We start from the raw sequence: 21,728 nt of genomic DNA on the forward strand, positions 1-21,728 counted from the left end.
TGGGCTTTCCGCGCCCTTGCCTGAACCGGAGGCCGGGCGCATCCAAACGCTGGCGCGCGCGCATCTGCTTAAATGGATGAAATCGCCCTGACCGGCGCGAGGGAGACGTGGATGGAACGGTTTGTGTTCGTATTGGCGATCGCTGTAGCGATCCTCTTTGGCCTCGGCGCCATGTTTGGCGGCCCGAACTGGTCCAATTTCAGTATCCACGTCGGCGATGATGACGGCGGGCGCGGGACGGCCGCGATCATAGCCACCAGCCCCGGCTCGATGCCCGCTGAGGCGTTCGCCGGCGGCGATCTTCGTATTCGCAACGTTGCGGCCGTAGTTGCGATTATCCCTGAGGATCGCCAGGATTACTCAGTCGAGATCGACAATACGGCCGGTGTCCTGCCGATGCCGACGGTCGCCACGGACGATGGCCGTGTGGTGATTGACGGCCAATTGCGCGGCCGGGTTCGTGGTTGCGGCGATGCGGGTTCCGCCAGTGTTCGGGGGTATGGGGATGGCGAATTCGACGCCGCCGAACTCCCCCGCATCACAATACGGACACCGCGCGCGCTTCAACTCGACCGTAGTGGCGCCGGCTCGACCGACATCGGCGCGACTCAATCTCTCTCACTTGAGGTAAATGGTTGCAGTACGACCACGGTGGCCGACGTGGCGGGCGACCTTTCCATGGACATCGCCGGTTCAGGCAACGTCAACACAGGCGCGGCCCAAAGCCTCGACGCGGACGTAGCCGGATCAGCTGACGTGGTTACCGGAGCAATTGCAAGTGGCGCCGCCATAGATCTCGCGGGCTCGGGCTCGGTCACGATGGCCTCGTTGACGGGCGAGCTGAATTCGGACGCCGCCGGTTCGGGCGTTGTTACAGTGCGCGGTGGCGCGATCACGATCGCAAGTATCGACCTTGCCGGCTCCGGCGATGTGTCGATTGCAGCGACGGTTCAAGATCTGAACGTATCGATCGTGGGCTCGGGCAGCGTCGACGTAACCGCCCCAGTCGTCAATATTGACGCGGAAATCGCAGGTTCTGGCAGCGTTTCCGCCCCAGCCGCATCCGGCTCTGTCCGGCAGGAGGTTTTTGGCTCCGGCGAGGTATCCGTAGGCCAATGACAGCCGCGCAAAACGCGCCTTGACGCCCAGGTTTCCCGTCTATAGGAAACCGCCCTTCGAGCCGGCTGTAAGCTTATGCTTAGACGCGGTTCGCAAGCTACGCGGCAGCTTCCTCGGACAAGCGAGGTTGAGCGGGCGGGGTAAAAGCCCCGTAAGACCAGCGTTTTTTGCGATCCACTCTTTCATAGCGCCGTCCGTCTCGGGCGGCGTTTTTCTCGTCGGTGGGTCCAAAACGGACGCGCCGCCGTGTTTTGCGTTCAGCGGCGTAAGTCGCGGCGCGAGAGAATTTGGGAAGACTTTGGCGATGATGCAGCAAAACATCCGGATCAGGCTCAAGGCCTTTGATCACCGCACGCTCGATCTGTCGGCGAAGGAAATTGTGTCGACGGCGAAGCGCACGGGCGCAACGGTGATCGGCCCGGTGCCGCTGCCGACGCGCATCGAGAAGTTCACGGTCAACCGTTCGCCTCACGTCGACAAGAAGAGCCGCGAGCAATTTGAAATCCGCACGTTCAAGCGCGTGCTCGATATCGTCCAACCGACTCCGCAAACGGTCGATGCTCTGATGAAGCTCGACCTGTCAGCTGGCGTCGACGTGCAAATCCAAGTCCTGGGTTGATAGCGATGGCTCAAGAACAATCCCGTCGCACTGGCGTCATCGCGCGCAAGGTCGGCATGATGCGCGTCTTCGGTGAAGACAACGCACACATCCCGGTGACCGTGCTCGATCTCGCTGGCTGCCAAGTTGTCGGCCGCCGCACGGTCAACGCTGAAGAGTACAAAAACTCTGCCGGCGAAGCCGTTGCGCTGAAGCCGAAGAAGTCGCGCAAGAACGACAAGGGCGGCGCGCCCGCTCGTGAAGCCAAGGGCGACGGCTATAATGCTGTGCAACTCGCTGCCGGCGCGACGAAAGCAAAGAATAAGACGGCTGCGGAACGCGGTCAGTTTGCGCGTGCCAAGGTCGAGCCGAAGGCGGTGGTTCGCGAATTCCGCGTTTCGGAAGACAATCTTCTGCCGGTCGGTGCGTTGATTTCTGCTGAACACTTCGTTCCGGGCCAGAAGGTTGATGTCGCTGGCATAAGCGTCGGTAAGGGCTTCGCCGGCGCCATGAAGCGCTGGAACTTCGGCGGTCTCCGCGCCACGCACGGCGTTTCGGTCTCGCACCGCTCGCACGGTTCGACGGGTCAACGCCAGGATCCGGGCAAGGTCTTCAAAGGCAAGAAGATGGCCGGTCACCTCGGTGACGAGCGCGTCTCTGTTCAAAATCTGCAAATCGTCCGCGTCGATGCCGAGCGCGGACTTTTGTTTGTCCGTGGTGCAGTGCCCGGCGCCGACGGCGGCTGGGTTGAAGTGCGCGACGCTGCGAAGGCCGTGCTTCCGAAGGAAGCGCCGAAGCCTGCTGGCGTTCGCCAAGCGCAAGCCGCGGCTGAGTGAGGGCGGACATGAAACTCAATATCCAAACTCTTGACGCCAAGGCGGCCGGATCGATCGATCTGGACGACGCCATTTTTGGCATCAAGGAAGTCCGCGCCGACATCCTGCAGCGTATGGTGAAGTATCAACTCGCCAAGCGCCGCGCCGGCACCCACAAGACGCAATCTCGCGGTGAGGTCTCGGTCACGCACTCTAAGCTTTATAAGCAAAAGGGCACTGGCCAAGCGCGTCACGGCGCGAAGAACGCCCCGATCTTCCGCGGCGGTGGTCACGCCCACAATCGTCTGCCGCGCGATTATACGCACGATCTGACGAAGAAGTTCCGTGCGCTTGCTCTGCGTCACGCCCTCTCCGCCAAGGCGAATGCCGGCGATATCGTCGTGATCGACGCGTTGACGGTGAAGGACGGCAAGACCTCGGCGCTCAAGAAGTCGCTGAGCAATCTGAAGCTGGAGAAGGCGTTGTTCATTGCTGGCGCCGAAGTCGACGCCGGTGTTGCTCGCGCCGCCCGCAACATTCCGTACATCGACGTTCTGCCGAACGCCGGTCTCAACGTTTACGACATCCTGCGCGCCGAAAAGCTGGTGCTGACACAAGACGCCGTGAACGCGATCCACGAGCGTTTCAAGGACAAGGCCGGTAAGGCCGAAGCTGCGCCGAAGAACCGCGCTGCGAAGAAAACCGAAGCTGAAGGGGCCGCGGCATGAGCGCGCTCAACAAACATTACGACACCATCATCGCGCCGGTGATCACGGAAAAGGCTACTCTGCTTTCCGAGCAGAACAAGGTCGTCTTCCGCGTTCCGCTTACGGCGACGAAGAAGGACATCAAGGAAGCTGTCGAAGCTCTTTTCAAAGTCAAAGTGGGCGCGGTGAACACCATCGTCCGCAAAGGCAAGGTGAAGAACTTCCGCGGCACGCCGGGCAAGCGCTCCGACCACAAGAACGCGGTCGTGACCCTGCTCGACGGTTACTCAATTGACGTGACGACGGGGCTCTAAGATGGCGTTGAAGACTTTCCGCCCGACCTCACCGGGTCGCCGTCAGCTCGTGATCGTTGATCGCGCTGAGCTGCACAAGGGCAAGCCGGTAAAGGCGTTGACCGAAGGCCTGACGAAGTCCGGCGGTCGCAACAACGTTGGCCGCGTGACGGCTTTCCGCACCGGTGGCGGCCACAAGCGCACCTACCGCAAGATCGACTTTAAGCGTCGTAAGTGGGGCGTTGAAGCGAAGGTCGAGCGTCTTGAGTACGATCCGAACCGTACGGCTTGGATCGCCCTCATCAAGTACACCGACGGTGAAGTGGCCTACATCATCGCGCCGCAACGCTTGAAGGTCGGCGACACGGTCGTCGCCAACGAGCGCGTGGACGTGAAGCCCGGCAACGCGATGCCGTTGAAGTCGATTCCGGTCGGCACAATCGTTCACAACATCGAGTTGAAGCCGTTGAAGGGCGCCCAAATGGCGCGCTCGGCCGGCACCTACGCTCAAGTCGTTGGCCGTGATGCTGGCTTCGCCCAGCTCCGCATGGCTTCCGGCGAAGTGCGTATGGTTCAGGACGTTTGCATGGCCACGATCGGCGCTGTGTCGAACCCCGACAACATGAACGAAGTCTGGGGCAAGGCTGGCCGCACGAAGTGGCTTGGCCGCAAGCCCAGCGTTCGCGGCGTCGCCATGAACCCGGTCGATCACCCCCACGGTGGTGGTGAAGGCAAAACCTCAGGCGGCCGTCACCCGGTCACGCCTTGGGGCAAGAAAACCCGCGGTCCGAAGACCCGCAAAACCAAGCCGTCGGATCGTCTGATCATCCGTCGTCGTCACTCGAAGAAAGTGAGCTAATCCAGATGCCGCGTTCTGTTTGGAAAGGCCCGTTCGTCGACGGTTATCTCATCGCCAAGGCCGAAAAGGCTGCAGGCTCAGGCCGTCGTGAGCAGATCAAAACCTGGTCGCGCCGCTCCACCATCATGCCGCAATTCGTCGGCCTCACGTTCCAAGTTCACAACGGCAAGCAATTCACGCCGGTGCTCGTGAGCGAAGACATGGTCGGCCACAAGCTCGGCGAGTTCGCGCCGACGCGGAACTATTTCGGCCACGGCGCCGATAAGAAGGCGAAGAGGAAGTAAGCCATGATCGCCGCCTCAGAAAAGCAGCGCACGCCGGAGGGCAAGAATCGCCGCCGCGAAGCTTCGAACGAAGCGAAGGCGATTCTGCGCACGCTCCGCATCAGCCCGCAAAAGCTGAATTTGGTCGCTCAGTCGATCCGTGGTCTCTCGGCTGAGAAGGCCGTGAACGAGCTGCGCTTTAGCCAAAAGCGCATCGCCAAGGACGTGCTGAAGTGCCTGAAGTCGGCGATCGATAACGCCGAAAACAATCACGGCCTCGACGTCGACGGTCTTGTGGTTGCGCAAGCGCACGTCGGCAAGAACATCACGATGAAGCGCATGCACACGCGCGCTCGTGGTCGCGGCGTTCGCATCGAAAAAATGTTCTCTCAACTCACCATCGTGCTGCGCGATACGACCAAGCAGCCCGAAAAAGCTGAGGCCGCCTAATGGGTCAGAAAGTCAATCCGATCGGTCTGCGCCTGGGCGTGAACCGCACGTGGGATTCGCGTTGGTACGCCAACACAAAGGACTACGCGCGTCTCCTCCACGAAGACATCAAGATCCGCGCATTCCTTCGCGAGAAGCTGAATGCCGCCGGCATCTCGAAAATCATCATCGAGCGTCCGCTGAAGAAGTGCCGCGTCACGGTTCACACCGCAAAGCCGGGCGTCGTCATCGGCAAGAAGGGCGCTGACATCGAGAAGCTCCGCAAGGAACTCGCGAAGATGGCGCCTGGCGCCGAGGTTCACTTGAACCTCGTTGAAGTCCGCAAGCCGGAAACCGACGCTATGCTGGTCGCCGAAGGCGTCGCCCAGCAGCTCGAGCGTCGCGTTGCGTTCCGCCGCGCCATGAAGCGCGCGATGCAGTCGGCCATGCGCCTCGGCGCGCAAGGCATCCGCATCAACGTTTCGGGCCGTCTCGGCGGCGCAGAAATCGCGCGCATGGAATGGTATCGCGAAGGCCGCGTGCCGTTGCACACGCTGCGTGCTGACGTCGATTACGGCTTCACCGAAGCCGACACCGCGTACGGCAAGATCGGCGTGAAGGTTTGGGTCTTCAAAGGCGAGATCCTTGAGCACGATCCGATGGCGCAAGATAAGCGTTCGCTCGAAACCGGCGAGAGCCGTGAGCGTCGCGATCGCGATGACCGTGGCCCGCGTGGCCCGCGCGAAGATCGTCCGCCGGGCGACCGTCCGCGTCGTGGCCGCCGCCCGTCGCGTGATGAAGCTGGCTCAGAGTCGGAGGCATAACCCACCATGATGCAGCCGAAGAAAACCAAGTTCCGGCGTGCCCATAAGGGCCGCATCAAAGGGAACACCAAGGGTGGCAGCGCTCTCAACTTTGGCCAGTTTGGCCTGAAGGCGCTTGAACCGAACCGCGTCAACGCGCGTGAGATCGAAGCTGCTCGTCGCGCCATCACGCGCGAAATGAAGCGCCAAGGTCGCGTGTGGATCCGAATCTTCCCGGACGTGCCGGTTTCGCAAAAGCCGGTCGAAGTCCGCATGGGTAAGGGCAAGGGCGCGGTTGAGTTTTGGGCCGCGCGCGTCGCGCCTGGCCGGATCATGTTCGAAATCGACGGCGTGCCGGAAACGGTTGCGCGAGAGTCGCTGCGTCTCGGCGCCGCGAAGCTGTCGGTTCGCACCAAGATCGTCGCTCGGATTGAGGGCCTCTGATTATGGCAAGCCAAGACGTCAAATCCGTCCGTGAAAAGGACGCCGCCGCTCTGAAGGACGAACTCTCCTCGCTGAAGAAGGAGCAGTTCAACCTGCGCTTCCAGCAAGCGACCGGCCAACTCGAAAAGTCCTCGCGCATCCGCGAAGTTCGTCGCGCTATCGCGCGCACGAAGACGGTGCTGCGTGAGAAGTCACCGAAAGCGAAAGTTTAAGCCATGCCGCGCCGCGTGATGCAGGGAACGATTGTGAGCGATAAGGGCGACAAGACTGTCGTCGTGCAGGTGGAACGCACCTATCTGCACCCGCTCCTGAAGAAGACGGTTCGTCGGTCGGCGAAGTTCCACGCCCATGACGAAGCCAACGCCTTCAAGACCGGCGAAAAGGTCGAGATTCAAGAATGCCCGCCGAAGTCCAAGCTGAAACGCTGGGAAGTCGTCGGCCGCGTCGGAGCATGATGCCATGATCCAGATGCAAACCAACCTCGAGGTCGCCGACAATTCCGGCGCCAAGCGCGTGATGTGCATCAAGGTGCTTGGTGGCTCGAAGCGCCGCTACGCCACCGTGGGCGACATCATCGTCGTTTCCGTCAAGGAAGCGATGCCGCGCGGCCGCGTTAAGAAGGGCGACGTTCGCAAAGCCATCGTCGTGCGCGTTTCGAAAGACATCAAGCGCAAGGACGGCTCGACCATTCGCTTCGACTCGAACGCTGCGGTTCTGATTAACAACCAAGGCGAGCCGATCGGCACGCGTATCTTCGGACCGGTGCCGCGCGAACTGCGCGCGAAGAACCAGATGAAGATCATCTCGCTCGCGCCGGAGGTTCTCTAAATGACCGCCCGCATTAAAAAAGACGACACCGTCATCATCATCGCCGGCAAGGACAAGGGTCGCTCGGGCCGTGTTCTGAAAGTGCTGCCGAAGGAAGAACGCGTCGTCGTTGAAGGCCTCAACCTCGTGAAGCGCCACACGGCGCCGAATGTCACGCATCCGAACGGCGGCGTGATCGCGAAGGAAGCCTCGCTTCATATCTCCAATGTCGCTCTGCGTGACCCGAAGACGGGCAAGCCGACGCGCGTTGGTTTCAAGACGAACGACAAGGGCGTGAAGGTCCGCGTGGCCAAGGGCTCGGGAGTTGAAATCGATGTCTGAGTCGCCTGCAGATAAGGGCGCGAAGGCCAAAGCGGCTGCAGCGGAAAAGAAAGCGAAGGCTGCTGCCGGCGCTGGAAAGCCGCGTGAGGCAAAGCCGGCTGGCTACACGCCGCGTTTGAAAGAACGCTACAGCAAGGAAATTCGCGCCAAGCTGAAGAACGAGTTCAAGTACACGAATGAGATGCAGATACCGCGTCTCGAGAAGATCGTGCTGAACATGGGGGTCGGCGAAGCCACCGCGGACTCCAAGAAACTGACGTCAGCGATCGAAGCGCTCACAGCCATCTCCGGTCAAAAGCCGGTGGCTACCAAGGCACGCAAGTCGATCGCGGCATTCAAGCTTCGCGAAGGCATGAGTATCGGCGCGAAGGTCACGCTTCGCAAAGATCAAATGTACGAGTTCTTGGACCGCCTGGTCACGATCGCGCTCCCGCGCGTGAAGGACTTCCGTGGCCTGAACGGCAAGAGTTTCGATGGCCGTGGCAACTACGCCATGGGCATCAAGGAACACATCGTGTTTCCTGAAATCAATTACGACCAAATCGATCAGATTTGGGGTCTTGATATCGTCGTTTGCACCACCGCGCGCACCGACGACGAAGCCAAGGCTTTGTTGAAAGAATTCGATTTCCCGTTCCGGAACTGATCGCCGCAAGCGATCCACCCCAGAACGCACCGGGAGAGAGTAGAGAGTATGGCCAAGACCAGTTCAATTGAACGCAACAAGAAGCGTGAACGGCTTTCGAAGCAGTTCGCAGCTCGCCGCGCCAAGCTGCGCGCCACTGCGCTGAACGAAGACCTTCCGTTGGAAGAGCGTTTCGCCGCCCGCTTGAAGCTGGCGCAACTGCCGCGCAACTCGTCGCCGACGCGTGTTCGCAATCGCTGCGAGCTCACCGGTCGTCCGCGCGCGTTTTATCGCAAGCTGAAACTCTCGCGTATCGCGCTCCGTGAACTGGCCTCGAACGGCCAGATCCCGGGCATGGTCAAGTCGAGCTGGTAAGGGAGCGTCGATAGATGAACATCAACGATCCTGTCGGCGATCTGATCACCCGCATCCGCAACGCCCATCTGCGTGGCCGTTCGAAGACGCTTTCGCCGGCTTCGACGCTCCGCACGCGCGTTCTTCAAGTTTTGAAGGATGAAGGCTACATCCGCGACTTCCGTGAGATCGAAAAAGAGGGCCGCAAGGAACTCGAGATCGAGCTGAAGTATTTCGAAGGCGCGCCGGCGATCCACGAGATCACGCGCGTTTCGAAGCCGGGCCGCCGTGTCTATTCTTCGATCAAAGATCTTCGCCTCGTCCGTAACGGCCTCGGCATTTCGATCATCTCGACCCCTAAGGGCGTGATGAGCGACAACGCTGCTCGTGACGCGAACGTGGGCGGCGAAGTCCTCTGCGAGGTCTACTAAGATGTCCCGCCTCGGTAAAAGACCGATCCCGGCTCCCAATGGCGTCACCATCACGGTGAAGGGCCAGGACGTGAGCGTTAAAGGCCCGAAGGGCACGCTGAACTTCCGCGCGCACGACGATGTCGAAGTCGCGTTCGGCAACGGCGAGCTCTCGGTAAAGCCGCGTCACGAAACCACGCGCGCCCGCGCGCTGTGGGGCACGACGCGCGCTGTTCTTGCGAACAACGTGAAGGGCGTCACCGAAGGGTTCGAAAAGAACCTGGAAATGACTGGCGTCGGCTATCGAGCAGCGATGCAGGGCAAGAATCTGCAGATGCAACTCGGCTACAGCCACGAGATCATCTACCAGCCGCCGGAAGGCATCACGATCGCGGTTCCGAAGCCGACCGAAATCAAGGTCAGCGGCGTTGATCCGCAAGTCGTCGGCCAAGCCGCCGCCGAAATCCGCTCCTACCGTCCGCCGGAGCCCTATAAGGGCAAGGGCGTGCGCTATGCCGGCGAGTACATCCGCCGCAAGGAAGGCAAGAAGAAGTAAGCCATGGTCCGCAAGCTTAATCCCACTGAGCGCCGCGCCCAGCGCAATCGCAGCCGGCTGAAGAAGTTGGCTGGCGAAGGACGCCTTCGTCTTTCCGTCTTCCGCTCGTTGAAGCACATTTCGGCGCAGCTGATCGACGATGAGAAGGGCGTGACCGTCGCTTCCGCTTCGACGCTTGAAGAAGCCGTGAAGGCGAAGAGCTCGAACAAAGAAGGCGCCGCTGCTGTTGGCAAGCTCATCGCAGAACGTGCGATCGCCGCCGGCAGGAAGTCGGTCGTGTTCGATCGCGGTCGTTATGTATTCCATGGCCGGGTAAAAGCCCTGGCCGACGCCGCCCGTGAGGGCGGACTCGAATTCTGAGGAAGCTGAGATGACGGACGAAACCGCAGGCGGCCCGCCGGCCGACGCACCAGGTTCAGATCAGCGACCCGCTCGTGGCTCGCGCGGCCCACGCCGCGGTGGCCCAGGTGGTGGCGCTGGCCGTGGTCCGGGTGGCCCAGGCGGCGGACGTGGTCCGGGTGGCGGCCAAGGCCGTGGCCCGCGTCGCGATGACCGCAACCGCAACGCAGGTCCTGAAGAGCGCGCGGAAGGCGAACTGGTCGACAAACTCGTCGCCATCAACCGCGTCGCGAAAGTCGTGAAGGGCGGTAAGAACTTTGCGTTCGCAGCGCTCGTCGTCGTCGGCGACAAGAAGGGCCGCGTTGGCTTCGGTCACGGCAAGGCGCGCGAAGTGCCGGAAGCCATCCGCAAGGCGACTGAAGAGGCCAAGAAGTCGCTCGTGCGCGTTCCGCTTCGCGAAGGTCGCACGCTGCACCATGACGGCAACGGCCGTTGGGGTGCGGGCAAGGTCATGCTGCGTGCAGCGCCGGCCGGTACTGGTTTGATCGCCGGTGGTCCGATGCGCGCTGTGCTCGAAGTGTTGGGCGTCTCCGATGTCGTCGCCAAGTCGAAGGGTTCGTCGAACCCCTACAACATGGTGCGCGCCACGATCGACGCATTGAAAGAACAAAGCTCGCCGCGCCAAGTTGCGAACCGCCGTGGCCTGAAGGTCGCCGATCTGGTCGGCCGCCGTAAGGATGGCGCGAGCCTCGGCGAAGTGCCGGCGGAGGGTTGATAGATGGCGACCGCTAAAAAGAAAGCCGCTGGCGGCACGATTAAGGTTCGCCGCACTGGCAGCCCGATCCGCCGCGAATACGATCAACGCACCACGCTTCTCGGCCTCGGCCTGAAGCGCGCCAACCAAGTTGTTGAGCTTGAGGATACGCCTTCGATCCAAGGCATGATCCGCAAAGTCGCCCACTTGGTCGAAGTCGTGAAATAACAGACGGCCTCGCCGTCGGAGCAAGTACGATGAAACTGAACGAACTGGCCGATAATCCGGGCTCAACCAAGAAGCTGATGCGCGTTGGACGCGGCGTCGGCTCCGGCAAGGGCAAGACCGGCGGACGTGGCGTGAAGGGACAAAAGTCCCGTCGCGGCGTGTCGATCAATGGTTTCGAAGGCGGTCAGATGCCGCTCCACATGCGTATGCCGAAGCGCGGCTTCAACGCGCTCAACAGCAAGAAGACGCAGTGGATTAATCTGGCGACGCTGCAAAATGCGATCGATAACAAGAAGATCGACGCAAAGAACGAGATTACCGAGGATACGCTGGTGGAAGCTGGCGTCCTGCGCCGCAAGAAAGACGGCGTGCGCCTCCTTGCGCGCGGGGAGCTGAAAGCCAAAGTGAACATCACCGTTTCTGGCGCCTCCGCTGCAGCTATCGCTGCCGTGGAAAAGGCCGGCGGTAAGGTGACGCTGCTTAATCCGCCTGCGGCGGAAGAAGCAGCAGCCTAAGGTTCGCTCTCCGGACGGGGGAGTATTCCGGCCTCGCCGGATAACATTCGGAGCAGCGCGCCCACATGGCATCAGCCGCAGAACAGCTTGCCGCAAACATCAACTTTGCGGCGTTCGCCAAGGCGACAGAGCTTCAAAAGCGCATTTGGTACACCATCATTGCGCTGATCGTTTATCGCATCGGCACATTCATCCCGATCCCCGGCATTGATCCGGCTGCGTTCGCGCAGGCGTTTCAAACTCAGGCCGGCGGCATTCTCGGCATGTTCAACACGTTCTCCGGCGGCGCCGTGGAGCGTATGGCGATCTTCGCGCTGAACGTGATGCCGTACATTTCGTCCTCGATCATCATGCAGCTGTTGTCGACGTCGATTCCGTCGCTTGAGCGCTTGAAGAAAGAGGGTGAAGTCGGCCGCAAGCAGATCAACCAGTACACGCGCTACCTGACGCTGGTTCTGGCGATTGTGCAGTCTTACGGCATCGCTGTTGGCCTGCAGTCGAGCGCCGGTGTGGTCACCAATCCTGGCTGGTTCTTCGTCGCGTCCACCGTCATTACGCTGACGGGGGGCACGATGTTCCTGATGTGGCTCGGTGAGCAGGTGACGGCGCGCGGCGTCGGCAACGGCATCTCGCTGATCATCTTCGCCGGCATCGTCGCGGAGATGCCGCGCATCGTGATGCAGTCGCTTGCGCTCGCGCGCACGGGAGACGTCAACCCGTTTGGCCTCTTCATGATCGCCGCCGCGATGCTCGCGGTCATCGTGTTCGTGGTCTTCATTGAACGCTCGCAGCGACGCCTTGTGGTGCAGTACCCGAAGCGCCAGCAGGGCAATCGCATGTTCATGGGCGAAAGCTCATTCCTGCCGCTGAAAATCAATACCGCCGGCGTTATCCCGCCGATCTTTGCGTCATCGCTATTGATGCTGCCGACAACGGTGATTGGCTTCATGGGCATGGGGGCCAATGCGCCGGAGTGGGTGAGCCAACTTCAAGGCTTTATCGGCTACGGTCAGCCGGGCCACATGATGCTCTACGCCGTCGGCATCATTTTCTTCTGCTTCTTCTACACTTCGATCGTTTTCAATCCGGAAGAAACCGCGGACAACCTGCGCAAATACGGCGGCTTCCTGCCGGGCATTCGTCCAGGCAAAAAGACGGCCGAATATCTCGATTACGTGCTGACACGCCTCACAGTTATCGGCGCCGCCTACATCACCGCAGTGTGTTTGCTGCCGGAGATTCTGATCGCGTACTACGCGGTGCCCTTCTATCTCGGCGGCACCTCGATCCTCATCGTTATCTCAGTGACGCTGGATACGGTTGCACAAATTCAGTCGCACTTGGTCGCGCACCAGTACGAAGGTCTCATCAAGCGCTCAAAGCTGCGTGGCTCGGGCGGCGGGATCACCAAGAAATGAACCTGATCCTGTTCGGGCCACCGGCCGCTGGTAAAGGCACCCAAGCCAAGCGTCTCACCGCCGAACGGGGATACGTACAGCTTTCAACCGGCGACATGCTGCGCGCAGCGCGGAAGTCGGGCTCGGAGCTTGGTCAGAAGGTCGCCGCGATCATGGATTCCGGCTCGCTCGTCTCGGACGAGATCGTGATTGCGTTGATCGAAGATGCGCTCGCGCAGAACAAGACGGCGCCCGGTTTCATTTTCGACGGGTTTCCGCGCACGGTCGCGCAAGCAGAAGCGCTCGATGCCATGCTTGCCCGCCACGGCAAGCAGATCGATCGCGTCGTGCAGCTTGAAGTGGACTCGCAGCAATTGCTCGATCGTGTCGCTAAGCGCTTTGCCGAAGAAGGCAGAGCCGACGACAATCCTGAAAGCTACAAAGTTCGTTTGAACGCGTATCTCGCTCAAACCGCGCCGCTCATTCCTTACTACGAGCAGAAGAACAAGCTTCGCGGCGTCGACGGCATGGCCGGCATCGAGGATGTGGCCACGTCCATCGCCGCCGCGATCGACGCTCGTTAGAACGTCAGTGCTGGCGCGCGTAGGCGCGCGATCCAATCTGCGAACTTTGCCGACCAGTCGACGAGCACGCCGCGCAAGCTTTCGTCCGTGATCTCGCCATCGACGATCAGGCCGTCGCGATAGTTCAAATAGATTTCGGGCTGCACCGTGAGCGCTGCGCCCGTGGCGCTGACGACAGAGCGAAGCTGCGATTGCGCTGCAGCGGTGCCAACCGCGCCAAGCGTTGCGCCGACGATGGCCGCCGGTTTGCCGGCCCAGGAATTCTTGCCCCATGGGCGTGAACCCCATTCGATCGCGTTTTTCAGCGCCGCCGAAAATGAGCGGTTGAACTCGGGCGTGACGAACAGCACCGCGTCAGCGCTTTCGATCTGCTGCTTGAAGCGGATGACCGGCGCCGGAAGCTCACCCTCAAGATCTTGATCGTAGAGCGGCAGTTCGCCGATCTCGACGATTTGGAGGTCCAGTTTCGGGCGCGCGACCTTCGCCAACGCTTGGGCGAATATCCGGTTTACTGAGCCCTTGCGCAGGCTGCCGACGACGACGGCGACTTTGGTGGTCATTTATGATTCCCTAGTAACGGTTGGTAACTAGGGCTATATGAGTGCCTATGAGAGCAGCTCAAGAACGCACACAGACCTCACCAGGTCACAGCGTTGTTTCCGACATCCAGTCCCATGATTGCCGGGCGGTCAGCGCCATTTTGCAGCGTATAGGGGATAAATGGAGCGTGCTGATCATCCAGCGCCTGGGTGAGGGGCCGCGCCGGTTCAATGAGATCAAACGGATCATAGGGGGTATTTCCCAGCGGATGCTGACTCTGACGCTCCGCAATCTGGAGCGCGATGGGCTCGTCAGTCGAACCGTGACGCCGACCGTGCCCCCACGGGTCGATTACGCGCTGACCGAGCTGGGCAGGGACCTCCTCATCCCGGTTTCGGCCCTCGGGCAGTGGGCCATTCAGCATACCCCTTGTATCGAGGCCGCCCGCGCACGATTTGACGCTTCCGAGGCGGCCGAAACGCCGCAACAGGATCGCGTTTCCGCCGGTTGACGCGGCATTTCGCCCCGCTATAACCGCCAACTTCGCGAACACCCAACGCGCGATGCTCCCCAGACCAGACGGTCTGGAGGCGTCGCGCCTATTGCGTTTTGGAGCACCGCCAACATGGCTCGTATCGCCGGCGTAAACATTCCGACCCAGAAGCGCGTCGTCATCGCGCTGCAGTACATCCATGGGATCGGCCAGCACTACGCCAAAGAAATCACTGAGAAGGTCGGCATCACGCCGGAGCGCCGCGTGAGCGAGCTCACCGACGCTGAAGTTCTCCAAATCCGCGAGACCATCGATCGTGACTACACGGTTGAGGGCGATCTTCGTCGCGAGACCGCAACGAACATCAAGCGCCTGATGGACCTCGGCTGCTATCGTGGCCTGCGTCACCGCCGTGGCCTGCCGGTTCGCGGCCAACGCACGCACACGAACGCGCGCACGCGCAAAGGTCCGGCGAAAGCAATCGCCGGCAAGAAACAAGCGACCAAGAAGTAAGGACACGCCGCAATGGCTAAGGAATCCACGCGCGTTAAGAAGCGTGAACGTAAGAACATCGTCACGGGCGTCGCGCACGTGAATGCATCGTTCAACAACACGATGATCACGATCGCTGATGCGCAAGGCAACACGATCTCCTGGTCGAGCGCCGGCACGATGGGCTTTAAGGGCTCGCGTAAGTCGACGCCGTACGCTGCGCAAGTCGCCGCTGAAGATGCAGGCCGCAAGGCGATGGAGCACGGCATGCGCACGCTCGAAGTGAACGTGTCTGGCCCGGGTTCGGGGCGCGAAAGCGCACTTCGTGCTCTGCAAGCTGTTGGCTTCACCGTGACGTCGATCCGCGACGTGACGCCGATCCCGCACAACGGGTGCCGTCCGCCGAAGCGCCGTCGCGTCTAAACGGAATACTGTAAGTGGCGCGCGCCTCCTTCGCTGCGCCGTTTGATTGAGAGCGATGAATGTCGATCGAAAAAAATTGGCTTGAACTGATCCGCCCGAAGAAGCCCGTCATTGAGCACGCGTACGACGCGTCCAAGCGTGGCACTTTGATTGCGGAACCGCTGGAGCGGGGCTTTGGCCTGACGCTCGGCAACGCGCTGCGTCGCGTGCTGCTGTCGTCGCTGCAAGGCGCGGCGATCACGTCGGTGCAAATCGACGGCGTCGTCCACGAGTTCAGCTCGATCCAAGGCGTTCGTGAAGATGTCACCGACATCGTGCTGAACCTGAAGCAAGTCGCGATCCGCATGCGCGGCGAAGGTCCAAAGCGCGTGATGCTGACGAAGACCGGCCCGGGCGAAGTGAAGGCCAGCGACATTCAGACGGTTTCCGATATGGAGATCTTGAACCCCGACCACGTGATCTGCACGCTGGACGACGGCGCGAACCTGCGCATGGAGCTGACGATCAACAACGGCAAGGGCTACGTCCCGGCCGAACAAAATCGTCCCGACGACGCGCCGATCGGCCTCATCGCCATCGACTCGATCTACTCGCCGGTTCGCCGCGTTGCCTATCGCGTTGAGAACACCCGCGAAGGTCAGGTTCTCGATTACGACAAGCTTATCATTGAAGTTGAGACCAACGGCGCTGTGCGTCCGGAAGATGCGATCGCGTACGCCGCGCGTATTCTGCAGGACCAGCTGCAAGTGTTCATCACCTTCGAAGAGCCGAAGCAGAAGAAGGAAGGCGGCGACAAGCCGGACCTCCCGTTCAACCCGGCTCTGCTCAAGAAAGTCGACGAACTCGAACTCAGCGTTCGCTCGGCCAATTGCTTGAAGAACGACAACATCGTTTACATCGGCGATCTGATCCAAAAGTCGGAAGGCGAAATGCTTCGCACTCCGAACTTCGGCCGCAAGTCGCTGAACGAGATCAAAGAAGTCCTCGCCTCGATGGGCCTTCATCTGGGTATGGCGGTCGAGAACTGGCCGCCGGACAACATCGAAGATCTCGCCAAGAAGTACGAAGACCAAATCTAACGGAGAGCCGGCGTTTAAGCCGGCGAGGAAAAGACAATGCGTCACGGTTCAGGACACAAGAAGCTCGGCCGCACCGCCAGCCACCGCCAGGCGATGTTCGCCAACATGGCGGCCTCGCTGATCAAGCACGAGCAAATCGTGACCACGCTGCCGAAGGCCAAGGCCCTTCGCCCGGTGTTTGAGCGTCTCGTGACGCTCGCCAAGAAGGGTGATCTCGGATCGCGCCGTCTGGTGCTCTCGCGCATGCGCGATGAGACCCAAACCAAGAAGCTCTTCGAGACGCTTGCGCCGCGCTACAAGGCTCGTGCGGGCGGCTACACGCGCGTGCTGAAGGCGGGCTTCCGCCATGGCGACAACGCTCCCCTCGCGGTGATCGAACTTGTTGATCGCGATGAAAGCGCTCTTGGCCAAGATAGCGGCCCGCGCCCGGAAGCTATCTACACCGACAACTGATCCTTCGCTCGAAAGAGCTTTGAACCAAGCGGCGTCACGAAAGTGGCGCCGCTTTTCATTTTCGCGCGCTTGACTCGATATTTGCGAAAATGTAGAAATATTGCACGATTTAGCAGGAGATCGAGATGTCGGATTTCTACCGTCCCAAAGGTCTTTCGAGCGCCGTATGTTATGGGGACCCAAAGACCGCATTTCGTTGGCTGGAGGAGGCGTTCGGCTTCGAGCCGCTAATGGTCATTCTCGATGAGAACGACAACATCGCCCATTCTGAGATGAAATACGGCGATAGCGTCGTGATGATCGGCAATGAGTGGAGCGCCGATCACAAGAGCCCCAAGTCTTTAGGCGGAAAGAACACCCAAACCGTGCACGTTCAACTGACGCGTGGTGAAGACATCGACGCCCATTGTGGACGCGCGCGAAAAGCCGGCGCTGAGATCATGCAAGAGCCATCGACGCAGTTCTACGGCGATCGCACCTACCGTGCGCGTGACGGCGAGGGCCACATTTGGACGTTCGGCGTGACGGTTCAGGAAATGACGCCTGCCGAATGGGACAAGGCCGCCGGTGGCGGCATGCGAACGCAAACCAGCCTGTGAGGCGTTCGATAGATCAAACACTCGCTGCGCTCGCTGACCCACATCGGCGACGCGCGGTCGAGCTGCTGGGCCAGCGGCCGCGTCGCGCCGGCGAGCTTGCTGAGGCATTGGGCCTGCCTGCGCCCGCTATGAGCCGGCATTTGCGGGAGCTGAAGCAGTGCGGCCTCGTGGAGGAAACCCATCCTGAGTTCGATGCGCGGGTGCGGATATACACGCTGAAGGAAGGCGCGATGGCTGACCTGAAGAAGTGGCTGGCGGACACCGAGCGGATGTGGAGCGATCAGCTCGCGTCGTTCAAGGCGCACATAGAGAAAAAGCGCAAATGAGCGCCGTCATCGTCTCGTTGCGTGTGAAGGCAACACCACAGGAGGCCTTTGACGCTTTCACACAAGATATCGCCACGTGGTGGCGGCCAAACGGCTTGTTCGCGCTCACGCCGCGCGGTGACGGCGTGTTGCGGTTCGAGGCAGGGCAAGGCGGGCGTCTCGTCACGGACCTTCCGAATGGCACGGTCTTTGAGATTGGCCGTGTTAGCGCTTGGCGGCCAGGCGAGCGGTTGGCTTTCACGTGGCGCGCCGCGACCTTCGCGGCGGATCAGGTGACGACCGTGGAAATTCGTTTCGAGCCTGTCGGCGATGAAACGCGCGTCACGGTCGAGCATCGGGGATGGGATATGATCCCTCAAGACCACGTCGCAAGGCATGGCTTCCCGTTGGCCGCCACGCAGATGCGCCTCAGCGAACATTGGCGCGCGCTGTTGGCCGCTTTGGCTGCCCGGATCGTCGCGCGCCCCTGAGTTTCGCCATGTTTCTGCCCCGTCCCGGCGCATGATCCGGCAGCGATTTGTCGAGGCGGCGGACCCATGAAATTTACGCGTTCCACTCTCTTGAAAGCGTCTCCGTACGCAGCGCTTGTCGCTGGCTTCGCCGGCGGCGCCTTGGCCGTTGCCCCGATGGCGACAGAGCGCCAGATCCCGGCCTCAAATGACGAGCCGCAACTGCAGCTGGTGCAGGCGCAGCCGCTCGTTCGCACGGCGCCTTCGGGCCGCGGCGAGGTGCAGCTTTCGTTCGCCCCGGTGGCGGCGCGTGCTGGCCCTGCGGTCGTGAACGTCTATGCGCAACGCGTTTCCCGCTCGATGGCGCGCGATCCGTTCTTCGGGCGCTTCAGCGCTCCGCGCGTCGAGAACTCACTCGGCTCTGGGGTCATCGTCCGCGAAGACGGCATCATCGTTACAAACAACCACGTCATCGACGGCGCGCAATCGCTGAAGGTCGTGCTCTCCGATCGCCGTGAGTTCGACGCAGAACTCGTACTCGCAGATCAGCGGGTTGATCTTGCGGTGTTGCGCATCAATACGAACGGCGAACGCCTGCCGACCCTTGCGTTTGCGAACACACAGAGCAATCTCCAAGTTGGCGACCTCGTTCTCGCGATCGGCAACCCGTATGGGCTCGAACAAACCGTAACGAGCGGCATCATCTCAGCTTTGGCGCGCACCGACGTTGGCATTTCCGACTACGCGTTCTTCATCCAGACGGACGCCGCGATTAACCGCGGCAATTCCGGTGGCGCACTCGTCGACATGAGCGGCTCGCTCGTGGGCATCAACAGCGCGATTTTCTCCGAAACCGGCGGATCGAACGGAATCGGCTTTGCCATTCCCGCCGAAATGGTGCGCCGCGTCGTTGAATCTGCCGTCTCTGGTGGACGCACAGTCATTCGCCCGTGGCTTGGCGCGCGCATGCAAGCCGTGACGCAAGAGCAAGCGCGAGCGCTTGGTCTGCCGCGCCCTGAAGGCGTGCTCGTAAGCGATCTTTATCCCCGCGCCGCCGGTGAGCGCGCGGGGCTGCGCACTGGTGACGTTATCTTGCGCGTCGCCGGTATCGAAGTGCGCGACGAAGGCGCCGTCCGCTACCAATTTGCGACGCAACGTCCCGGCGCGCGCGTTCCGCTCGTGCTGTTGCGCGATGGGCGGGAAGTGACCATCACAGCCAATGCCGAAGCCCCTCCCGGCGGCGCGCCAGACCCGCGTGAGCTTTCGGGCCGTCACCCGCTTTCTGGAGCGCGCGTCGTGAGCTTGACCCCTGCCACAGCCGAAGCCTCCGGCCTCGATCCATTTGCGGACGGCGTATTCATCCAGGCCTTGGACACGCGCGGTGTCGCCGCGCGCATCGGTTTCCGCCCCGGAGACATCATCGACGAAGTGAACGGCGCGCAAATCCGCGACGCTGCCCAGCTTGATCGCGCCATGGCGCAATCTCGGACCTGGGTCATCGGCGTCGAGCGCAACGGTCAGCGGGCTGAGCTTCGCTTCTAGGTCTCGACGACTAGGTCGTCTCTCGCTTCGAGAAGGCCTATGTTGCGAACATGAGCGATTTGTTCGAAGCCGCAGGCCTGGATCAGGGCGCCCCGACGCCCCTGGCCGAGCGGTTGCGTCCGCGCAAACTCGATGAAGTGGTCGGCCAAGATCACCTGCTGAAGCCGCAAGGTCCGATCGGACGGATGGTGGCGCAGAGGCGCTTGGCGTCCATGATTTTGTGGGGCCCGCCGGGCGTCGGCAAAACCACGATCGCGCGCTTGCTCGCCGAAGAGACCGGCCTCGAGTTTCAGCAGATCAGCGCAGTGTTCTCAGGCGTCGCCGATCTGAAGAAGGCCTTCGAGACGGCGCGCGGCCGGCGCGCCTCCGGCAAGTCCACATTGCTGTTCGTGGATGAAATCCATCGTTTCAACCGTGCGCAGCAAGATGGGTTCTTGCCCTATGTCGAGCAGGGCGTCGTGACCCTCGTCGGCGCCACCACCGAGAACCCGAGTTTCGAGATCAACGCGGCGCTCTTGTCGCGCGCCCAAGTGTTCGTACTGAAGCGCCTGGATGATGGCGCGCTCGATCAATTGTTGCAGCGAGCAGAAGCGCTCCTAGGCAGGAAGCTGCCGCTGACAGACGAAGCTCGAATTGCTTTTACCAACCTCGCCGATGGCGATGGCCGCTATCTGCTGACGCTCAGTGAGGAGTTGTTCGCGCTTCAAGCCAAGGCGCCGCTTGATGCACGTGCGCTCGGTGAACTCTTGCAAAAGCGCGCGCCGGCCTACGACAAGGATCGTGAGGAGCACTACAACCTCATCTCGGCGCTGCACAAAAGCATTCGCGGCTCCGATCCGGACGCCGCGCTCTATTGGCTCGCGCGCATGGTAACCGGCGGCGAGGACTTGCTCTTCATTGCGCGGCGTCTGGTGCGCGCCGCCGCAGAAGATATCGGTCTCGCAGATCCGACCGCGCTTTTGATTGCGAACGCCGCGAAAGATGCTGTGCACTTCATTGGCCCGCCAGAAGCCGAGTTGCATCTCGCTCAAGCCGTCATTCACCTGGCGACTGCGCCGAAATCAAACGCGGCTTACACGGCCTGGAAGCAGGCCAAGCAAGCTGCGCAGGAGACCGGCGCTCTCGGGCCGCCGATGCACATTCGCAATGCGCCGACGAAGCTCATGAAGGATCTGGGCTACGGCAGCGGCTATTCCTACGATCACGACGCAGAAGGCGGCTTTTCGGGTCAAAATTATTTTCCCGATGAGATGAAGCGACGTCAGTTCTACGCCCCTGAAGGGCGTGGCCGCGAAGGCGCAATTCGAGAGCGGCTTGAACACTGGGCCAAGGTTCGCGCCGAACGTGACGGCGCATAGGCTATGGCGCGACCAATCTCCCCCGAAGAAGCCGCGGCCGCGCGCGCGCTCATGATCGATGAAGACGCGACGTTCATCGCGTTCAACAAACCGTCCGGACTTGCCGTGCAGGGCGGTTCGGGAGTCGCACTCAGTTTGGAAGACATGTTGGCGGCGTTTGCGAAGTCGAACGGAAAGCAACCGCGTCTCGTGCACCGCCTCGATCGCGAAACATCCGGCGTCATCATAGCCGCCCGCACCAAGCCCGCGGCAGCGTTCTTTTCGGAGGCGTTCGCGGGGCGTGCAGTGAAGAAGACCTATCTCGCGATCGTATGCGGCGGCGCGCCAACGCCCGACACTGGCGAGATTGCGTTGAGGCTGAAGAAGTCGTCGCGGAAGGGGCTCGACATCATGGAGGTCGCGGCCGACGGCCAGGCGGCGTTGACCCGCTATCGCACGCTCGTCGCCACGCCCGAGGCGGCGCTCGTGGAACTTGCGCCCGAAACTGGCCGCATGCATCAGTTGCGCGCCCACATGGCGGCGATCGGCCGGCCCATCGCCGGAGACGGGAAATACGGCGGGCTCTATCGGCTGGGCGGGACGGACATTCCCCGTCTGTTGCTGCATGCCGCGGCCCTTGATGTGCCTCATCCGGCCGGTGGGCGCCGCCTCGTTGCCGCGCCTCCGCCCCCCGAATTTCAGGCGGTAGCTCAAGCTCTTGGGCTGATCACTGGGGCTTGAGACCCCCAACGCT

At 61.5% G+C, this 21,728-nt stretch carries 36 protein-coding genes; 35 read left to right on the forward strand and 1 reads right to left on the reverse strand.

Translation table 11 applies throughout. The features are described from left to right. The first annotated feature begins 111 nt into the window (after window positions 1–111). The 24 genes from ATE48_RS18870 (at window position 112) to ATE48_RS18985 (ending at window position 13,241) form a co-directional block, all read left to right on the forward strand. Window positions 112–1,119 carry a GIN domain-containing protein gene (locus ATE48_RS18870; RefSeq protein WP_156767865.1) on the forward strand — a complete coding sequence of 336 codons (1,008 nt, stop codon included), beginning with the start codon at window positions 112–114 and terminating at the stop codon, window positions 1,117–1,119. Between the two features lie 304 nt (window positions 1,120–1,423). Next, window positions 1,424–1,738, forward strand: coding sequence for a 30S ribosomal protein S10 (gene rpsJ / locus ATE48_RS18875; protein ID WP_066774278.1), 315 nt, complete (start codon window positions 1,424–1,426; stop codon window positions 1,736–1,738). A 5-nt stretch (window positions 1,739–1,743) separates the two neighbouring features. Next, the gene (gene rplC / locus ATE48_RS18880) at window positions 1,744–2,553 is read left to right on the forward strand and encodes a 50S ribosomal protein L3 (protein WP_066774280.1); all 810 of its coding nucleotides are present in this window, start codon (window positions 1,744–1,746) and stop codon (window positions 2,551–2,553) included. An 8-nt stretch (window positions 2,554–2,561) separates the two neighbouring features. Continuing rightward, window positions 2,562–3,260 carry a 50S ribosomal protein L4 gene (rplD, locus tag ATE48_RS18885; protein WP_066774282.1) on the forward strand — a complete coding sequence of 233 codons (699 nt, stop codon included), beginning with the start codon at window positions 2,562–2,564 and terminating at the stop codon, window positions 3,258–3,260. Beyond that, window positions 3,257–3,553: a 50S ribosomal protein L23 gene (locus ATE48_RS18890; protein WP_066774284.1), complete on the forward strand. Its 297-nt coding sequence runs from the start codon at window positions 3,257–3,259 to the stop codon at window positions 3,551–3,553. The genes rplD and ATE48_RS18890 overlap by 4 nt, the downstream gene beginning before the upstream one ends. Window position 3,554: 1 nt before the next feature. Continuing rightward, window positions 3,555–4,391, forward strand: a complete 837-nt coding sequence (rplB, locus tag ATE48_RS18895) for a 50S ribosomal protein L2 (RefSeq protein ID WP_066774286.1) — start codon at window positions 3,555–3,557, stop codon at window positions 4,389–4,391. A 5-nt stretch (window positions 4,392–4,396) separates the two neighbouring features. Beyond that, window positions 4,397–4,675: a 30S ribosomal protein S19 gene (gene rpsS, locus ATE48_RS18900; RefSeq protein ID WP_066774287.1), complete on the forward strand. Its 279-nt coding sequence runs from the start codon at window positions 4,397–4,399 to the stop codon at window positions 4,673–4,675. A gap of 3 nt (window positions 4,676–4,678) precedes the next feature. Continuing rightward, window positions 4,679–5,104: a 50S ribosomal protein L22 gene (rplV, locus tag ATE48_RS18905; RefSeq protein ID WP_066774288.1), complete on the forward strand. Its 426-nt coding sequence runs from the start codon at window positions 4,679–4,681 to the stop codon at window positions 5,102–5,104. Beyond that, entirely contained in the window at window positions 5,104–5,907 is an 804-nt protein-coding gene (gene rpsC, locus ATE48_RS18910) for a 30S ribosomal protein S3 (protein ID WP_066774289.1), read from the forward strand. The genes rplV and rpsC overlap by 1 nt, the downstream gene beginning before the upstream one ends. A gap of 6 nt (window positions 5,908–5,913) precedes the next feature. Then, a complete protein-coding gene (rplP, locus tag ATE48_RS18915; protein ID WP_066774291.1) occupies window positions 5,914–6,330 on the forward strand; it encodes a 50S ribosomal protein L16 in 417 nt (138 codons plus the stop codon). 2 nt (window positions 6,331–6,332) lie between these two features. Beyond that, window positions 6,333–6,542 carry a 50S ribosomal protein L29 gene (gene rpmC, locus ATE48_RS18920; RefSeq protein ID WP_066774293.1) on the forward strand — a complete coding sequence of 70 codons (210 nt, stop codon included), beginning with the start codon at window positions 6,333–6,335 and terminating at the stop codon, window positions 6,540–6,542. Between the two features lie 3 nt (window positions 6,543–6,545). Continuing rightward, window positions 6,546–6,785 (forward strand): 30S ribosomal protein S17, encoded by a 240-nt coding sequence (gene rpsQ / locus ATE48_RS18925; RefSeq protein WP_066774295.1) that lies wholly within the window; start codon window positions 6,546–6,548, stop codon window positions 6,783–6,785. A 4-nt stretch (window positions 6,786–6,789) separates the two neighbouring features. Further along, window positions 6,790–7,158: a 50S ribosomal protein L14 gene (gene rplN, locus ATE48_RS18930; protein WP_066774297.1), complete on the forward strand. Its 369-nt coding sequence runs from the start codon at window positions 6,790–6,792 to the stop codon at window positions 7,156–7,158. Further along, window positions 7,159–7,479, forward strand: coding sequence for a 50S ribosomal protein L24 (gene rplX / locus ATE48_RS18935; protein WP_066774299.1), 321 nt, complete (start codon window positions 7,159–7,161; stop codon window positions 7,477–7,479). Continuing rightward, window positions 7,472–8,125, forward strand: a complete 654-nt coding sequence (gene rplE / locus ATE48_RS18940) for a 50S ribosomal protein L5 (RefSeq protein ID WP_083197473.1) — start codon at window positions 7,472–7,474, stop codon at window positions 8,123–8,125. The genes rplX and rplE overlap by 8 nt, the downstream gene beginning before the upstream one ends. Window positions 8,126–8,173: 48 nt before the next feature. Next, entirely contained in the window at window positions 8,174–8,479 is a 306-nt protein-coding gene (gene rpsN, locus ATE48_RS18945; protein WP_066774300.1) for a 30S ribosomal protein S14, read from the forward strand. Between the two features lie 14 nt (window positions 8,480–8,493). Next, window positions 8,494–8,889, forward strand: a complete 396-nt coding sequence (gene rpsH, locus ATE48_RS18950) for a 30S ribosomal protein S8 (RefSeq protein WP_066774304.1) — start codon at window positions 8,494–8,496, stop codon at window positions 8,887–8,889. 1 nt (window position 8,890) lies between these two features. Beyond that, entirely contained in the window at window positions 8,891–9,424 is a 534-nt protein-coding gene (gene rplF, locus ATE48_RS18955; protein WP_066774307.1) for a 50S ribosomal protein L6, read from the forward strand. Window positions 9,425–9,427: 3 nt separating this feature from the next. After that, a complete protein-coding gene (gene rplR / locus ATE48_RS18960; protein WP_066774308.1) occupies window positions 9,428–9,784 on the forward strand; it encodes a 50S ribosomal protein L18 in 357 nt (118 codons plus the stop codon). A 10-nt stretch (window positions 9,785–9,794) separates the two neighbouring features. Next, window positions 9,795–10,538: a 30S ribosomal protein S5 gene (gene rpsE, locus ATE48_RS18965; RefSeq protein WP_083197474.1), complete on the forward strand. Its 744-nt coding sequence runs from the start codon at window positions 9,795–9,797 to the stop codon at window positions 10,536–10,538. Between the two features lie 3 nt (window positions 10,539–10,541). Continuing rightward, window positions 10,542–10,745 carry a 50S ribosomal protein L30 gene (gene rpmD, locus ATE48_RS18970; RefSeq protein WP_066774310.1) on the forward strand — a complete coding sequence of 68 codons (204 nt, stop codon included), beginning with the start codon at window positions 10,542–10,544 and terminating at the stop codon, window positions 10,743–10,745. Window positions 10,746–10,774: 29 nt separating this feature from the next. Then, the gene (rplO, locus tag ATE48_RS18975) at window positions 10,775–11,260 is read left to right on the forward strand and encodes a 50S ribosomal protein L15 (RefSeq protein ID WP_066774312.1); all 486 of its coding nucleotides are present in this window, start codon (window positions 10,775–10,777) and stop codon (window positions 11,258–11,260) included. Between the two features lie 65 nt (window positions 11,261–11,325). Then, window positions 11,326–12,678, forward strand: coding sequence for a preprotein translocase subunit SecY (gene secY, locus ATE48_RS18980; RefSeq protein ID WP_066774322.1), 1,353 nt, complete (start codon window positions 11,326–11,328; stop codon window positions 12,676–12,678). Next, window positions 12,675–13,241: an adenylate kinase gene (locus ATE48_RS18985; protein WP_066774326.1), complete on the forward strand. Its 567-nt coding sequence runs from the start codon at window positions 12,675–12,677 to the stop codon at window positions 13,239–13,241. The genes secY and ATE48_RS18985 overlap by 4 nt, the downstream gene beginning before the upstream one ends. On the opposite strand, the gene ATE48_RS18990 is transcribed toward ATE48_RS18985, so the two are convergent. After that, a complete protein-coding gene (locus tag ATE48_RS18990; protein ID WP_066774330.1) occupies window positions 13,238–13,801 on the reverse strand; it encodes an NADPH-dependent FMN reductase in 564 nt (187 codons plus the stop codon). The two genes, ATE48_RS18985 and ATE48_RS18990, sit on opposite strands and share 4 nt — an antisense overlap. 47 nt (window positions 13,802–13,848) lie before the next feature. Here ATE48_RS18990 and ATE48_RS18995 point away from each other — a divergent pair, with 47 nt between their 5' ends. From ATE48_RS18995 to ATE48_RS19045, 11 genes are all read left to right on the forward strand, one after another. After that, window positions 13,849–14,292, forward strand: coding sequence for a winged helix-turn-helix transcriptional regulator (locus tag ATE48_RS18995; protein ID WP_083197475.1), 444 nt, complete (start codon window positions 13,849–13,851; stop codon window positions 14,290–14,292). A gap of 114 nt (window positions 14,293–14,406) precedes the next feature. Further along, on the forward strand, window positions 14,407–14,787 hold the full coding sequence (rpsM, locus tag ATE48_RS19000) for a 30S ribosomal protein S13 (RefSeq protein ID WP_066774331.1): 381 nt from the start codon (window positions 14,407–14,409) through the stop codon (window positions 14,785–14,787). A 12-nt stretch (window positions 14,788–14,799) separates the two neighbouring features. Continuing rightward, window positions 14,800–15,189 (forward strand): 30S ribosomal protein S11, encoded by a 390-nt coding sequence (gene rpsK / locus ATE48_RS19005; protein ID WP_066774332.1) that lies wholly within the window; start codon window positions 14,800–14,802, stop codon window positions 15,187–15,189. 59 nt (window positions 15,190–15,248) lie between these two features. Next, window positions 15,249–16,268, forward strand: a complete 1,020-nt coding sequence (locus ATE48_RS19010) for a DNA-directed RNA polymerase subunit alpha (RefSeq protein WP_066774338.1) — start codon at window positions 15,249–15,251, stop codon at window positions 16,266–16,268. 36 nt (window positions 16,269–16,304) lie between these two features. Next, window positions 16,305–16,721: a 50S ribosomal protein L17 gene (gene rplQ, locus ATE48_RS19015; RefSeq protein WP_066774340.1), complete on the forward strand. Its 417-nt coding sequence runs from the start codon at window positions 16,305–16,307 to the stop codon at window positions 16,719–16,721. 125 nt (window positions 16,722–16,846) lie between these two features. Beyond that, on the forward strand, window positions 16,847–17,320 hold the full coding sequence (locus ATE48_RS19020) for a VOC family protein (protein ID WP_066774342.1): 474 nt from the start codon (window positions 16,847–16,849) through the stop codon (window positions 17,318–17,320). Continuing rightward, window positions 17,272–17,646, forward strand: a complete 375-nt coding sequence (locus ATE48_RS19025; RefSeq protein ID WP_066774343.1) for an ArsR/SmtB family transcription factor — start codon at window positions 17,272–17,274, stop codon at window positions 17,644–17,646. The genes ATE48_RS19020 and ATE48_RS19025 overlap by 49 nt, the downstream gene beginning before the upstream one ends. Beyond that, entirely contained in the window at window positions 17,643–18,116 is a 474-nt protein-coding gene (locus ATE48_RS19030) for an SRPBCC domain-containing protein (RefSeq protein WP_066774350.1), read from the forward strand. The genes ATE48_RS19025 and ATE48_RS19030 overlap by 4 nt, the downstream gene beginning before the upstream one ends. A gap of 66 nt (window positions 18,117–18,182) precedes the next feature. Then, window positions 18,183–19,637 carry a Do family serine endopeptidase gene (locus ATE48_RS19035; protein WP_066774352.1) on the forward strand — a complete coding sequence of 485 codons (1,455 nt, stop codon included), beginning with the start codon at window positions 18,183–18,185 and terminating at the stop codon, window positions 19,635–19,637. A gap of 50 nt (window positions 19,638–19,687) precedes the next feature. Beyond that, window positions 19,688–20,995: a replication-associated recombination protein A gene (locus tag ATE48_RS19040; RefSeq protein WP_066774357.1), complete on the forward strand. Its 1,308-nt coding sequence runs from the start codon at window positions 19,688–19,690 to the stop codon at window positions 20,993–20,995. A gap of 3 nt (window positions 20,996–20,998) precedes the next feature. Then, window positions 20,999–21,715, forward strand: coding sequence for an RluA family pseudouridine synthase (locus ATE48_RS19045; RefSeq protein WP_066774358.1), 717 nt, complete (start codon window positions 20,999–21,001; stop codon window positions 21,713–21,715). Window positions 21,716–21,728 lie beyond the last annotated feature (13 nt).

The organism is Candidatus Viadribacter manganicus (genome assembly GCF_001679665.1).
Lineage (GTDB): Bacteria > Pseudomonadota > Alphaproteobacteria > Caulobacterales > Aquidulcibacteraceae > Vitreimonas > Vitreimonas manganica.

Coding starts and splice junctions, on each gene's coding strand:
- ATE48_RS18870 (WP_156767865.1), top strand. CDS start 112: ATGGAACGGTTTGTGTTCGTATTGGCGATCGCTGTAGCGATCCTCTTT.
- rplX (WP_066774299.1), top strand. CDS start 7,159: ATGACCGCCCGCATTAAAAAAGACGACACCGTCATCATCATCGCCGGC.
- rplR (WP_066774308.1), top strand. CDS start 9,428: ATGGTCCGCAAGCTTAATCCCACTGAGCGCCGCGCCCAGCGCAATCGC.
- rpsC (WP_066774289.1), top strand. CDS start 5,104: ATGGGTCAGAAAGTCAATCCGATCGGTCTGCGCCTGGGCGTGAACCGC.
- ATE48_RS18995 (WP_083197475.1), top strand. CDS start 13,849: ATGAGAGCAGCTCAAGAACGCACACAGACCTCACCAGGTCACAGCGTT.
- rplQ (WP_066774340.1), top strand. CDS start 16,305: ATGCGTCACGGTTCAGGACACAAGAAGCTCGGCCGCACCGCCAGCCAC.
- rpsK (WP_066774332.1), top strand. CDS start 14,800: ATGGCTAAGGAATCCACGCGCGTTAAGAAGCGTGAACGTAAGAACATC.
- ATE48_RS18890 (WP_066774284.1), top strand. CDS start 3,257: ATGAGCGCGCTCAACAAACATTACGACACCATCATCGCGCCGGTGATC.
- rpsJ (WP_066774278.1), top strand. CDS start 1,424: ATGATGCAGCAAAACATCCGGATCAGGCTCAAGGCCTTTGATCACCGC.
- rplD (WP_066774282.1), top strand. CDS start 2,562: ATGAAACTCAATATCCAAACTCTTGACGCCAAGGCGGCCGGATCGATC.
- rpmD (WP_066774310.1), top strand. CDS start 10,542: ATGGCGACCGCTAAAAAGAAAGCCGCTGGCGGCACGATTAAGGTTCGC.
- rplV (WP_066774288.1), top strand. CDS start 4,679: ATGATCGCCGCCTCAGAAAAGCAGCGCACGCCGGAGGGCAAGAATCGC.
- rplE (WP_083197473.1), top strand. CDS start 7,472: ATGTCTGAGTCGCCTGCAGATAAGGGCGCGAAGGCCAAAGCGGCTGCA.
- rpsQ (WP_066774295.1), top strand. CDS start 6,546: ATGCCGCGCCGCGTGATGCAGGGAACGATTGTGAGCGATAAGGGCGAC.
- ATE48_RS19010 (WP_066774338.1), top strand. CDS start 15,249: ATGTCGATCGAAAAAAATTGGCTTGAACTGATCCGCCCGAAGAAGCCC.
- ATE48_RS19045 (WP_066774358.1), top strand. CDS start 20,999: ATGGCGCGACCAATCTCCCCCGAAGAAGCCGCGGCCGCGCGCGCGCTC.
- ATE48_RS19040 (WP_066774357.1), top strand. CDS start 19,688: ATGAGCGATTTGTTCGAAGCCGCAGGCCTGGATCAGGGCGCCCCGACG.
- rplB (WP_066774286.1), top strand. CDS start 3,555: ATGGCGTTGAAGACTTTCCGCCCGACCTCACCGGGTCGCCGTCAGCTC.
- rplO (WP_066774312.1), top strand. CDS start 10,775: ATGAAACTGAACGAACTGGCCGATAATCCGGGCTCAACCAAGAAGCTG.
- ATE48_RS19020 (WP_066774342.1), top strand. CDS start 16,847: ATGTCGGATTTCTACCGTCCCAAAGGTCTTTCGAGCGCCGTATGTTAT.
- secY (WP_066774322.1), top strand. CDS start 11,326: ATGGCATCAGCCGCAGAACAGCTTGCCGCAAACATCAACTTTGCGGCG.
- rplF (WP_066774307.1), top strand. CDS start 8,891: ATGTCCCGCCTCGGTAAAAGACCGATCCCGGCTCCCAATGGCGTCACC.
- rpsM (WP_066774331.1), top strand. CDS start 14,407: ATGGCTCGTATCGCCGGCGTAAACATTCCGACCCAGAAGCGCGTCGTC.
- ATE48_RS19030 (WP_066774350.1), top strand. CDS start 17,643: ATGAGCGCCGTCATCGTCTCGTTGCGTGTGAAGGCAACACCACAGGAG.
- rpsN (WP_066774300.1), top strand. CDS start 8,174: ATGGCCAAGACCAGTTCAATTGAACGCAACAAGAAGCGTGAACGGCTT.
- rpsE (WP_083197474.1), top strand. CDS start 9,795: ATGACGGACGAAACCGCAGGCGGCCCGCCGGCCGACGCACCAGGTTCA.
- ATE48_RS19025 (WP_066774343.1), top strand. CDS start 17,272: ATGGGACAAGGCCGCCGGTGGCGGCATGCGAACGCAAACCAGCCTGTG.
- ATE48_RS19035 (WP_066774352.1), top strand. CDS start 18,183: ATGAAATTTACGCGTTCCACTCTCTTGAAAGCGTCTCCGTACGCAGCG.
- ATE48_RS18985 (WP_066774326.1), top strand. CDS start 12,675: ATGAACCTGATCCTGTTCGGGCCACCGGCCGCTGGTAAAGGCACCCAA.
- rpsH (WP_066774304.1), top strand. CDS start 8,494: ATGAACATCAACGATCCTGTCGGCGATCTGATCACCCGCATCCGCAAC.
- rpsS (WP_066774287.1), top strand. CDS start 4,397: ATGCCGCGTTCTGTTTGGAAAGGCCCGTTCGTCGACGGTTATCTCATC.
- rpmC (WP_066774293.1), top strand. CDS start 6,333: ATGGCAAGCCAAGACGTCAAATCCGTCCGTGAAAAGGACGCCGCCGCT.
- rplP (WP_066774291.1), top strand. CDS start 5,914: ATGATGCAGCCGAAGAAAACCAAGTTCCGGCGTGCCCATAAGGGCCGC.
- ATE48_RS18990 (WP_066774330.1), bottom strand. CDS start 13,801: ATGACCACCAAAGTCGCCGTCGTCGTCGGCAGCCTGCGCAAGGGCTCA.
- rplC (WP_066774280.1), top strand. CDS start 1,744: ATGGCTCAAGAACAATCCCGTCGCACTGGCGTCATCGCGCGCAAGGTC.
- rplN (WP_066774297.1), top strand. CDS start 6,790: ATGATCCAGATGCAAACCAACCTCGAGGTCGCCGACAATTCCGGCGCC.